At 61.6% G+C, this 10,936-nt stretch carries 13 protein-coding genes and 1 tRNA gene; 7 read left to right on the top strand and 7 right to left on the bottom strand.

Going from position 1 to position 10,936, the window contains the following annotated elements; all coding sequences use genetic code 11:
- Nucleotides 1-4: 4 nt before the first annotated feature.
- Complete coding sequence (locus J6525_RS13570) at nucleotides 5-1,591, top strand: class I SAM-dependent methyltransferase (protein WP_225644989.1); 1,587 nt, start codon at nucleotides 5-7, stop codon at nucleotides 1,589-1,591.
- Between the two features lie 56 nt (nucleotides 1,592-1,647).
- Here the strand turns inward: J6525_RS13570 and J6525_RS13565 are convergent, their stop codons facing one another.
- Nucleotides 1,648-2,277: a hypothetical protein gene (locus J6525_RS13565; RefSeq protein ID WP_225644987.1), complete on the bottom strand. Its 630-nt coding sequence runs from the start codon at nucleotides 2,275-2,277 to the stop codon at nucleotides 1,648-1,650.
- Between the two features lie 129 nt (nucleotides 2,278-2,406).
- Here J6525_RS13565 and J6525_RS13560 point away from each other — a divergent pair, with 129 nt between their 5' ends.
- From J6525_RS13560 to J6525_RS13550, 3 genes are all read left to right on the top strand, one after another.
- The gene (locus J6525_RS13560) at nucleotides 2,407-3,285 is read left to right on the top strand and encodes a hypothetical protein (protein ID WP_057019602.1); all 879 of its coding nucleotides are present in this window, start codon (nucleotides 2,407-2,409) and stop codon (nucleotides 3,283-3,285) included.
- A 90-nt stretch (nucleotides 3,286-3,375) separates the two neighbouring features.
- Nucleotides 3,376-4,497, top strand: coding sequence for a hypothetical protein (locus J6525_RS13555; RefSeq protein WP_225644985.1), 1,122 nt, complete (start codon nucleotides 3,376-3,378; stop codon nucleotides 4,495-4,497).
- Nucleotides 4,498-4,523: 26 nt separating this feature from the next.
- Nucleotides 4,524-5,906 (top strand): hypothetical protein, encoded by a 1,383-nt coding sequence (locus J6525_RS13550; RefSeq protein ID WP_225644983.1) that lies wholly within the window; start codon nucleotides 4,524-4,526, stop codon nucleotides 5,904-5,906.
- A 17-nt stretch (nucleotides 5,907-5,923) separates the two neighbouring features.
- Here J6525_RS13550 and J6525_RS13545 read toward each other — a convergent pair whose 3' ends face one another.
- A complete protein-coding gene (locus tag J6525_RS13545; RefSeq protein ID WP_225644981.1) occupies nucleotides 5,924-6,859 on the bottom strand; it encodes a hypothetical protein in 936 nt (311 codons plus the stop codon).
- Nucleotides 6,860-6,982: 123 nt separating this feature from the next.
- Between J6525_RS13545 and J6525_RS13540 the strand changes: the two genes are divergently transcribed.
- Complete coding sequence (locus J6525_RS13540; protein ID WP_225644979.1) at nucleotides 6,983-7,279, top strand: hypothetical protein; 297 nt, start codon at nucleotides 6,983-6,985, stop codon at nucleotides 7,277-7,279.
- A gap of 72 nt (nucleotides 7,280-7,351) precedes the next feature.
- Here the strand turns inward: J6525_RS13540 and J6525_RS13535 are convergent.
- Nucleotides 7,352-7,425: transfer RNA gene (locus J6525_RS13535), tRNA-Gly, on the bottom strand.
- Between the two features lie 492 nt (nucleotides 7,426-7,917).
- Between J6525_RS13535 and J6525_RS13530 the strand changes: the two genes are divergently transcribed.
- Nucleotides 7,918-8,304 (top strand): YciI family protein, encoded by a 387-nt coding sequence (locus J6525_RS13530; RefSeq protein ID WP_225644977.1) that lies wholly within the window; start codon nucleotides 7,918-7,920, stop codon nucleotides 8,302-8,304.
- Nucleotides 8,305-8,377: 73 nt separating this feature from the next.
- Here J6525_RS13530 and J6525_RS13525 read toward each other — a convergent pair whose 3' ends face one another.
- The gene (locus tag J6525_RS13525; RefSeq protein WP_026192921.1) at nucleotides 8,378-8,785 is read right to left on the bottom strand and encodes a hypothetical protein; all 408 of its coding nucleotides are present in this window, start codon (nucleotides 8,783-8,785) and stop codon (nucleotides 8,378-8,380) included.
- 86 nt (nucleotides 8,786-8,871) lie between these two features.
- Nucleotides 8,872-9,669 (bottom strand): lytic murein transglycosylase, encoded by a 798-nt coding sequence (locus J6525_RS13520; RefSeq protein WP_038383190.1) that lies wholly within the window; start codon nucleotides 9,667-9,669, stop codon nucleotides 8,872-8,874.
- 344 nt (nucleotides 9,670-10,013) lie between these two features.
- On the opposite strand from J6525_RS13520, the gene J6525_RS13515 reads away from it, so the two are divergent.
- Nucleotides 10,014-10,244: a hypothetical protein gene (locus tag J6525_RS13515; RefSeq protein ID WP_225160192.1), complete on the top strand. Its 231-nt coding sequence runs from the start codon at nucleotides 10,014-10,016 to the stop codon at nucleotides 10,242-10,244.
- An 89-nt stretch (nucleotides 10,245-10,333) separates the two neighbouring features.
- Here J6525_RS13515 and J6525_RS13510 read toward each other — a convergent pair whose 3' ends face one another.
- Together J6525_RS13510 and J6525_RS13505 are read right to left on the bottom strand one after the other, a co-directional pair.
- Nucleotides 10,334-10,561 carry a hypothetical protein gene (locus J6525_RS13510; protein ID WP_016843397.1) on the bottom strand — a complete coding sequence of 76 codons (228 nt, stop codon included), beginning with the start codon at nucleotides 10,559-10,561 and terminating at the stop codon, nucleotides 10,334-10,336.
- Between the two features lie 63 nt (nucleotides 10,562-10,624).
- A complete protein-coding gene (locus J6525_RS13505; RefSeq protein ID WP_092082318.1) occupies nucleotides 10,625-10,921 on the bottom strand; it encodes a hypothetical protein in 297 nt (98 codons plus the stop codon).
- Between the last annotated feature and the right edge of the window lie 15 nt (nucleotides 10,922-10,936).

The following is a 10,936-nucleotide window of genomic DNA, read 5'->3' as shown; positions in this document are numbered from 1 at the left end:
TGCGATGAACATCCAGACCGAGCACCGCCAGCCGACCACCGGAACCACGCCATACGATGAGGTGTATTATCCCGGGCATGTCTACGGGCTCACCCACCCGAACCATCTGGCGACGATCGCTGCGGTCTACGGCCTGCAGCCGGCTCCGGTCGAGCGCTGCCGGGTCCTGGAGCTCGGCTGCGGCGTTGGCGGCAATCTGTTGCCGATGGCTTTTCAATATCCGGACAGCGAGTTCATCGGCATCGACCTGAGCGGCGTCACGATCGAACGCGGACAGCGGAACATCGCCGCATTGGGCTTGAGCAACATCAGGCTTCTGCATTGCGACATCATGGATGTCGACGCTGCCTTCGGACAGTTCGACTACATCATCGCCCATGGCGTGTATTCATGGGTACCACCGGTCGTGCGCGAGAAGATGATGTCCATCTTCAAACGGAATTTGGCGCCACGGGGGCTCTGCTATGTCAGTTACAACGCGCACCCGTTCTCGCATCTTCGCGACATGGTCCGCGACATGATGCGCTACCACACCCGGCGCATCACCGGGATGAAGGAGAAAGTCGGACAAGCTCGCGCCATCGTGAAATTTCTCAGCGAAGGATCGAAGTCCAGCTCGGTGCACGGCACAGTCATGCGCGATCAGTGCAACCGCGTGCTCAACGCTCCAGACGAGTTGCTTTTTCACGACGATCTCGATTCTGGCGCGACAGCTTTCCTGCTGCACGAGGTCGTCGAAGACGCCGGCCGACATGGGCTGCAATATCTGAGCGACGCCGATTTCTCACGACGCTATCTTGCCGGTTACACCGAAGAGGTCCGCGCCACGCTGCAGCGCTTTCCCGAAAGCGAGTTCATGGCGCGCGATCAGTATCAGGACTTCATCGACGGCAACGGGTTTCGGCGTACGTTGCTCTGCCACGAAGGCATCTCCCTTGACCGCAAGGTCGATCTCGACTTCATCACCGCCTTCTATCTGCTGAGCACCACCAGCCCACGTCGCCCCGACGCCTGCCTGACCGACGATTCCGAGATGGAATTTGAAAATCAGGACGGCAGCCGAATCACGGTAACCAATCCGCTCCTGAAGGCCGCACATCTTTGCCTCGGCCGGGCCTGGCCGCGCGCACTCTCGTTCACTGAACTGCTCGATGGCGCCCGGACGCTGTTGGAAGGCCGGCAAACAGCCGATGACCAGCGGATATTGACGGAAGCGCTCTATATCCTGGCCTGCAGCGGCGAGATCTCCTTTCTGAAATCACGGCCCTTTCTCGTGAAGGAAGTCACGGATTGTCCGCAGGCGAGTCTGCTCGCCCGCAGACAGGCGCAGAGCGGCCCGCTGGTCACCAATCTGCTTCACCAGACCGTGCAGTTGGAGGACGACAGGACGCGCCACTTCCTGCAGCTGCTCGACGGCTCCCGGACGATCGGGCAAATCACAACCGAAATGACTGAAACCTTTGGACCGACCATCCAGGTCAAGCAATTGGATGATGCCGGGCAGCCCGCCGAGCCGTTGCTGCTGTCAACCCGACAAAGCGTTGACCGTTCGCTGGCGACGGTCGGCAAACTGGGTTTGCTGGTGGCCTGAGGACGGGCGGCAAGGAGCCGGCCCGTCATTTTGTGGAGCGGACGCCCCACGTCCCATCAGCCGTCGTGGGTGTATTGTTGGCCGAGCAGCCACCCGGTGAGAATGCCGCCGGGTCCGCTGGCATAGACCGCACTAAGGCCGACGCCGGCGCGCAGCATCTGCCATTCATGGTCGCCGACCCAGGGAATGCCGGGATCACCCTTCTGATATTGCGACAGCAGCGTTCGGGCGACCTCCGCGGCATTGGCGTAGATCGGGCCGTTCGCCCAGCGGGGGCGCGGTAGGCCCGTCATGCGGCAGTAGAGCGCGGTACAGACATAGGCGGACGCCTCCTCCGCATTGCCGTCAAGGCCGGTGCGCAGCAGATCGTAAGCCGCATGCAAGGCCTCGTGGACGATATAGGCTTCGTCCATTCGCCCCATCGCCGACACGACCTCCAGCGTATTCGCCGCGACGACCGTACCGTCCGCCCGGGTCCGCGCGACGTCGTTATATTGTGCCGCAACATTTGCCGCGAGGTCTGTCGGAACTCTGACGCTGACCTGTCCCAACCGGATCGCGCGAGCGACGTGATGGAACGTTTGCGGTGCAATCGTCACGTGGCTGCCACGGATCGGAAACCGGAAGCGAATGCGCGCGACCGCCGGGCCATTGAGTACGTCTAGCACCCTGCTCCGAAGTGACATCGGATCGTCCTTGCTGTTGACACTGCTCCACGAATGGTGGTCGGCGTTTCCGGTTGGGAGGTTCAGTTGAACCCGGCCCCGGCCGGATCAGACAAATCGGGGACTGGCTTTCACTCGGAGGGCAGCCCCGTGACGACCACCGACCCGACCACGACCGACACTTACCGTAAGATCGCAGCGCGGCTGACCATGCTCCGGCCGCAGATCGATCTGTCGAAATATTTCGCGGGGCCGAATCCCAATGTCCGCCTCTATGACGAAAAGGCCTATATCCGACGCCAATTGGAGAAGTATGGCGTCGCGGCCGCGACGAGCACGCTCGACGGCGTCACGTTCCTGCCCAAGGACTGGGAAGACCTGATCAAGACGCTGCGCATTGCCAAGACGTCGGACGGCTTCGACGCCTTCGCCGAAGGCAAAAGCCCGGAGAAGCCGTCGCATTGGGCCCTCGATCTGTCGATGGCAGCCACAATCGGCAAGGGATTCCGGGAGATCTGGCGCCCAAAGCTATCCGACCGGCCGCTCTCGACGCGAGACCTTCCGGGCCGGCACGGCTTCGGGCTCGGGCGCGGCCGAGGGCAATGGAGCGACGACTATAGCGCGCAGTTCGGCAAGGACCCGCAGCCGCAAGACATCACGTCGCTGCATTTCGCGGTAGCGCCGGACCGGGTCAATGTTCACATCGACGAGACCGGCTTCGTGTTCGAGGGCGCAGACGGCGCCCTCACGGTCGGACCGAATTTCGGACACCACGCCGTCAATGAACTGTTCTGGAAGAGCAATCCTCACCTGCCGCGCTGGGCGATCGATCACATCGACCTGATCCTGCCGAACAGCGCCAACGATTTTTCGCGATTTGGCGTTTCGGTCGACCTGTATCAACGCAAGGACCTGCGCGTCACCGTCACCGGCTCCTGTGGAATTTTCGGGGGATTCGAGTGCTCGGGAACGTTAAGCGTCAGTGGGACGCACGATCTGCTTGGCTCCAAGCCGAAAGGCGCGCGCTGACGATCGCATGTCTGCGATCGAGGGTGCGGCAGAGCCGCTTGAACCGGCGCTTCAGCAGACGCGACTGAGGGATAGGCTCGCCGACGCGAAATGCGTCCTACAGTTTATGCCAATGGTGTTGTTGCAATGGCGCCCTTAAAGCCCCCCGTCTGGCTCGATACCAACATTCTTATAGACATACAGAACGGGCAAAGAGCTGCGGCGAGCGCCGCCGAGAAAGCGCTCAGCCGACGCTTTGAGAATGAAATTCTCAATCTGGCCAAGGACGGTCACGAGGTTCTGATCTCACCACGGGTCAAGTTTGAATTTCTAAAGGGAGCGCGCGCTCAGTCCGGCGAAAAATTGCTCACTGATTTGCGGATCGTCGAAGACAAGATGATGACCCAGGTGCCCCGCGCGCAAGTTTGGAAGTGGGGCAATGAGGGTTTGAATCACGGGCTTTCCGCGTTCGATTCCGATGTTGTTGCCCAGGTCAGGGCGGGCGGAGTGGCTCGCGGCATCAAGAATCCGGTGTTGCTGACCAGGGACAGCGGAGGAACGCTCATTGCGATGCGCAGGAGAGGCGTTCAAGCGCTCGACTTCCGGGCACCGGAGGTGAGGCTGAAGGTCCCGCGGAACACACCGACCCCGCCAGAGGTCCCGCCGCCGCCGGCAGGCTCCGTCGCTGGCGAAGGATTTTGGAGCGCGGCCAAGTCCGGCTTCAAGGCGGGTTTAAAGGAGGCTTTCAAGGCAGAGAATATCGCTGCGATGATTCCTGATCTGGTCCTTATGGTGGCCGACAAGGTCGCGGCTCGGGAGGCGCTCAAGAACATTCAAGTCAAGTTCATCAAGGAAGGCTTCGCAAAGGGCGTTGCAGCGGGCGTCATGGGTTGGTCCGAGGAGGAGGTTGCATCAAATCTGATGAACCGCATCACCGCGTTCAGAGTTCAAGGTCTGGAAGACCCGGCTGGCATCCTGACGCGCGCGACCATTCTGCAAGTGGCCGAAGCGTACGAAAACTATGCGGTGGTGATTGGATTTCAGTTCAGCTCTGCCAAGGACCTGAAATGGAAGCGCGAGATGGTCGCCAAGGGCTCCAAGATTCTGCATCAGTATGGATATTATTTCGGAACCGATCCGCAGGCGCTATTTGAGTACGAGTTCATCGACAAGCTTGCGTGGACACTTCAGCCGACCACCAACGCGATAGTCGAGCCCGCAATCCGCCACTGAAACGATCATATTGCTGGTGATTGCTCATGCCGCAATTGAAAGACAAAGTCGGTCGGTTTGCCGCGACGGGTCGCAGCTGCCAGAACTGGAAGCAAGACCAGGAGCTGGTCATCTCGCTGCTCAACAAGATCGCCATTTCCGACGGAGGAGCCGAGACCATGCTCAAACCGCAAATGGTCGTGACGGGTCACGCCAGCGACAGCCTCTACAACTCGATCCTGTATTTCCAGCAGAAGAACTTCCCGGGCACGCCGGACGGCTATATCCGGCCCGGCGGGCCAACCTTCACTCGACTCGTCGACCTCGCGACAAAGGCAGCCGCCAAGCCTCCTCCTCCAAAGGGTCAATGGGACGAGATCGCGACGCCATCCGTCGATGCCGCACTTCGCAAGGGTCTGCTCGACGATTCCAGGCTGGACTACGCGGAAGTCGTTGACATCATCAGGGCGACCGTCGCGGACGGCATGGTCACCGCATTCGAGCTGGACGACCTGACCACCATTGCAAACACCTCCAGAACGCTTTCTCCGACTTCGAAGAAACTCATCACGCTGTTCGTCGGCGACGAAAAGAAGAAGTGGCTTGGGGTTGGACCGTACGACCTCAACTCGGATCAAAAGAAGCTTGCCGCGGAGATTGTCTGCGATTTCCTCAAGAACACGAGGACCACATTCTTTCCGAAGCTCGACCCGCACCGCGTCGGGATAGGTATTCTCCGGCGAATTGCGAAGCCGAGCCTCATAGATCAGGATCAAGCGAGCATGTGCGGTCCGTCCGCGCTGATGTTCAGCTACGCATCCGACAAGCCGGGGCAATATGCGCGGTTCGCCATCGATCTGTATCAGAAGGGGCAGGCAAACCTCGGCCGCCTGCTGATCAAGCCGGGAAAGGACGTGAAAAACTACACGCCGCCCTACTCGCTGGACCACGTCGATTGGCTGACTTGCGCCTCCATTCGCGACTCCGAAAATTGGTTCCTCGATTTTGACGACACCGGCAGAATAAGCGACGTCGCGGGGATCACCTTGCCGAGCGAAATGGAGCAATGGTTCCGCAAGGCCGGATACCAGGACGTGCGCGAGGAGACCAATCTGAAATTCAGCAAAGGCCTCGACAGCGTCAACGAAGCCAACGCCCTGCTCGCCAGTGGATACCGCGTATGCCTGTTCATAAGCGCCAACATGATCGAATATGACGACCAGTCGGATGAAGGCTCCGTGTTGACGCGGCACTGGGTCGTCTTGCGTGACAGGATACAAGTGTCGAATGGAAACGTGACGACAACGATCTTCACGTGGGGCAAGGGAGACTACGCGATCCCGCATCCGGGCAAGGGTGGCGCTCAGAAGCCCCTCTCGATTGGGGACTTCCTTATGAATTACTACGGGTACATTGCCGCCAAAGCGTGAGCGGAGAACAAGCGCTCTCACCACGCGTTGAGGTCGGTGACGAGTTGCTTGTCCAGGGACAAGCTTTCCATGCCGCTGGAAAGCAAAATGCCGCTTCGATTATGGTGCCCACTGCCGGGAATGTTCCGCTTGTGGTGCAGGAAGTGACCGACCTCGTGCGCCATGACGCCAATGAACGCCTCGCCATAGTCGAACACGGGTGGATTGCCCTGATCGACAACCACGAAGACCTGCTCGTCGGGCAGATACTCTCCAGCCGCCTCGTTATCCATTGCGTCATAGTCGCCGACGAGAAAGCACGTGAGATCGGCGCCGCGCACCTTGAACGGGACGATTTCCTTGCGGAAAATGTCCCGCGAGATTTTCGGCCCCAGGGCTTTCTGGACCGTCATCCAAGTCGCCTCTGCTGGGGTGAAGAAGATATTTGCCTGAGCCCCGAACGTCCAGTTTAGCTTGGTGAGGAACCAGGGCACGTCGTCCGGCGTCCATTTCGTGGCGTTGATCAGATTGCCGGATTGATCGAGGTGCCTGAGGAATTTGAACGCGATCGTGAAATCCTTGCGCGGCAGAATGGCGACATCCAACTTGATGCTTGTGCTGCCGCGTACGGCTTTAAGCTCGGGAATGCCTTTATCTTTGGGCGAGACCTTGAGGCCGCGCGCAGGGCCATCCGGCCGTGCGGTGGCATACAGCGCGGTACGCAGACGCAGCAACTGGTCGTCGCGCTCCTGGCCTTTTTGCTCCCTGAAGCGAGTCTTGATGTATTCCTGAGCGACACGTTCGACGTCATCGAGCCGCACATCCTCGACCAGCAGTCGATTGCGATCATACGACAGGCCAACGTCCTTGCTGTCGCGGAGGCAGACCAGGTTGAAGCCTCCCCGAGGAACGATCATGAAATTCTGCGCAGCGTACACACCCGAATTCTGCAGGAATTGAACGAAGCTCGGCATGGCTCCCCCCACCCCTCCTAATCCACGGACGGGATCTCGCCCGGTCCATCGCGCCGGGCATATCCATCCGGGACCGTGTCCGGTTGAGCGCGCAAGATAGCGGAAACTGGCCTTGCGAGGCAGTTGATTTCGCTTGGTGTCGTGGAGCAGCAAGGGCGAATGTCGACTCAAGCCGAGCGCATTTCGAAGAAGACCTTTCCGGCTGGGGGCTTGCGCCCTGAGCTGACCTTCACGTCGTTTGGCCGGCATGGCGGGACCACCGAGGCGAGCACGTCCGGCCCCACAAGAACGCAACTGATGAAGAACGGCCAATGGTCATCGACCAAAGCGATGGCGCACGACCTTCATCATGACGACGAGGCCAAGCAGCACGCACAGATCAAGCGCATCAAGCGGCGCAAGCAGGCGGCCAGAAAGTGAACGTTTGTCGGAATGGATTCGGCGCTTCTGTCGGAACGGAAATCAAATATTCCGATAAGTACCTGAAATTATTGGAGCGGGTGAAGGGAATCGAACCCTCGTATTCAGCTTGGAAGGCTGCTGCTCTACCATTGAGCTACACCCGCATCTCGGGTTCACCTAACACGGCCGGGCGGCGGCCTCAACTGCCCCGGCGTGCGTTCTGTTCTCCGGTAAACGAAACCATTTCGCCGCAATCCGGCCGGTTTCCTGGCGCGGCTGGGCTGGAGGCGGCCTTAACAGCGGCGGATTCGGCACCTATATTCGAAGTCCCATCAACAAAGAAAGGAGGTGATCTAGTGTCTTGTCTCAAGCGCTGTCACCTCGCTGGGATCGCCCGCTAGGCCCTGAGCAATCAGCCTGGCATCGGGGCGCTCTCAGCCCTGGACCAGCGAGACATCAAAATCGGGGGCGCGGCGGAAGCTCATCCGCCGCGCCTTTTTGCTGTTTTGGCCTGCGCGATTCGCCGCTGCCATGCCGGACGGCGGGATACCTTGTCGCAACCCAGAGACCGCCCGATCCGCTACAGATGAAATGTCGGCTCGGATCGCCGCGAGACGTCCTTGGGCCAGTCGCATCAGAAACAAGGAGCACATCAGATGCTTTATGCCATCCTGGCCTATCACGTCGAAGTCGAGGTCAAATCGTGGAACGCCGAGGAGGACGCTGCCGTGATGACGGGTCTGCGCGAGGTCCATCAACGGCTGAAGGGCAAGCTCGGCCCGGCTGCGCGGCTCGGCGATACCCGCAATGCCAGCACGCTGCGTGGGCCCGGCCACGGCATGGTGATCGACGGGCCGTTCTCCGAAACCAAGGAGCAATTGCTCGGCTTCTACGTGATCGATTGCGCCGATGAGGCGGAGGCGATCGCCGCGGCGCGCGACCTGCGCAGTGTCAACCCGTCGGCGGTCTACGAGATCCGCGCGCTGAAGCTCTACATCCCCGGCGCGCCGTTTCCGGAGACCGCGGGCCCGCGCGACGCGTAGCGCGTGATCCCCGCGCAAACGGCTTTGGCGTTTGTCGCGAGGGAAACCGCTTCGCACTTTTCCGGATCATGCCTTAGCGGCTGGAGCGTTTCGGCAGCTTCGGAAGCTTGCTGGGGTCGAACTTCGGCAGCGGCAGATCCGGCGGCGGCTCGGGTGCCACCTCCTGGCTCGGAATCAGCGTCACCTCGAAGGCGAGATCGGGCACGGCATCCGCCCTGCCCGTGCAGGTCGCGATCGCGCCGGTCCAGATGCCCTCGAGCCGCACCACGAGGTCGTCGGTGCCGAACACGGTCGTGCCATCTCTCGAGTGCCGCTGCGTGGTGAGCACGGCGGAGAAGCGCTCGCCGTCGACCTCATAGGTGCCGCTGTAGAGCATGACCGCGTCGCTGCCCCACAGCCTGCCATCGGCGACGTGCACGATGCCGGTGCCGTCCGCAAGCGACGTTCGAAACCACGCCGCGTAGGTGCCGTTCTTGAGCATGGAGCCGGTCTCCATCTGCTCCGTTTCACAGCGCACGATCTGGGCACCGTTGCGTTAACAGGCGATGAAGGAACTCGCGCCTGCGCTCATTGGCCGTCGATCTGTCGTCCCATGATGGCGATCGCCTTCTGGTAGACGCCTGCCGCGTTCCACGCCTCGATCGCGGCGAAGTTGGGTTCCCCGGGCTGATAGCCGGCACCGGCGCGCCAGCCATGGGCGCGCAGGAAGTTCGCCGTCGAGCTCAGCGCGTTGGCCGCGACGTCGAGATTGCCGGTGCCGTAGGCGAGGACGTTCTTCGGCATGAACTGGGTCTGGCCGATCTCGCCATGCATCGAGCCGCGCGTGCTCCCGGACAACGTGCCGCGGTCGACGAGCTTCAGCGCCGCATAGAGCTGGTCGGTGAAGAACTCCGGACGGCGGCAGTCATAGGCGAGCGTTGCGATCGAGGACAGCATGTTCTGGTTGCCGCGCTGGCTGCCAAAGCCGCTCTCCATGCCCCAGATCGCGATCAACGGTCCCGGCGGCACGCCATAGCGCTGCTGGATCGAGGCGAACAGCGCTGCTTGCGACTGCTTCAGCGATCGGCCGCGCGCCACGATGGTCGCAGATCCCCGCTTGGCCATGAACTGCTCGAGCGACAGGCCGAAGCTGCGCTGGCCGCGATCCGCTGCAATCGTCGCACTGGCGTAATGGGTCTGCATCAGCGCGGCGATCGCGGTGGCGCCGATCCCCTTGGCGCTCGCCTCGCCCGAGAACTGCTGCTTCCAGGCTTCGAACCCGCCGGGCCCGTTGCCGCACTGCGCCGCGTTCGCTTCAGCCCCCAGCGTTGCAACCATCACGACGATGGCGAGCGCCGACGTCGCAACTTGCCAGCCCCTGATCATCCGAAACTCCTCCGCAAATATGCCGCCGCCCTCGCGGGCGCGGCGCTGACGATGGCCGGATGGACATGACCCGGCGATGAACGGTCCGCCTCAGATTCGGCCTCGGACCGTCACGATATGTCGCCGGCAGCGGATTGGCCATCCCGCCCGCCTCAGGCAGGCCGGGACATTTGGCCCCTGCGCCCGGAAGGCGTCACGCGCCGGGCATAACGACGAACACGGCGTGCGTGACGATGCAGATCGCGCGTGAGACCCGCGAAATCCGGTGGTGAACGGCGTGCGATGTAGTAGGTTCTCCGCGGGGACGGCGGCCCCGCTGTCCTCCAACTTGGGAGGCGATGGCTATGATGAAGACCCTGTCACTTCTAGCGGTCCTGCCCTTTATCGGCGTCCTGTCGATGTCGACGGGCCACGCCGCATCCACATGCTCGACCAGCAATTTCGGCATCTCTGCAGTACCGTGCGGGAAGCGGTATGCGGTCAGCTACGAAGCCTGCCGGAAATACGTGATCGAGCATGGCGCATCGCCCGCCGAATCCTGGTGGTACTGCAGCAGTCAAGGCTACACGAAATAGTCGGCACTTCCTGAGAAAGGCTTTTCGCCGCCGCGGACAGCGCGTCGAGCTGCCGCGACGTCGAACACGCGTGCCTGCCGGTCAGCATGTTAAGGCACGTCGCCTCTTCTCACTGGACCGACGGTCTGCGGCCGGTTGAGGAAGAACTCGCGATTGCCGAGCGCGGCCTCGGCATACTGGTCGATCGCCACGATGATCGCCTGCACGTGGTGAAAGCACCAGCCTTCCCGCGTCGCCATGTGCCGGACCTCGGCCAGCGCCTTGATCCAGGGCGCGTGGTCATCGCTGTCATGGAAATACCGAAGCGGCTCTCTCATCTTTTCCTCCGGCACATCACGTCTTGCAGTTCGGCGCACAGCCGCCGCATCCCGGGCGCGACGTCATGCGCGCGCTTCGCCGGCGGCCAGTTCTCGCCTCGCCGGGCGAATGAAGGCTGGCGTCGCGGCGCGACGGCGCGGTGCAACGCTCGCATGCACGATGATCGGATCGCGGTCGCCCAGGACCTCCCGCTCCTCGACCAGGCGGCTCATGACCAGCCGCATCTTCAAGAGGTCCCCGGCGACGAAGGCGCAGTCCTCATCGCGGTTGATCTGCTGGCGCATGATAGCTTCGGCCTCGAGCATGCTGACGCGCAGCGCCCTGATCTGCCTGCGAATTTCGCTGATGCGGTTGTCCATGGCGTCCTCCAATTC

This window comes from Bradyrhizobium australafricanum, from assembly GCF_020329495.1.
GTDB lineage: Bacteria > Pseudomonadota > Alphaproteobacteria > Rhizobiales > Xanthobacteraceae > Bradyrhizobium > Bradyrhizobium australafricanum.
The sequence above is the reverse complement of the archived record's forward strand: the minus strand, read 5'-3'. Positions and strand labels throughout refer to the sequence as shown.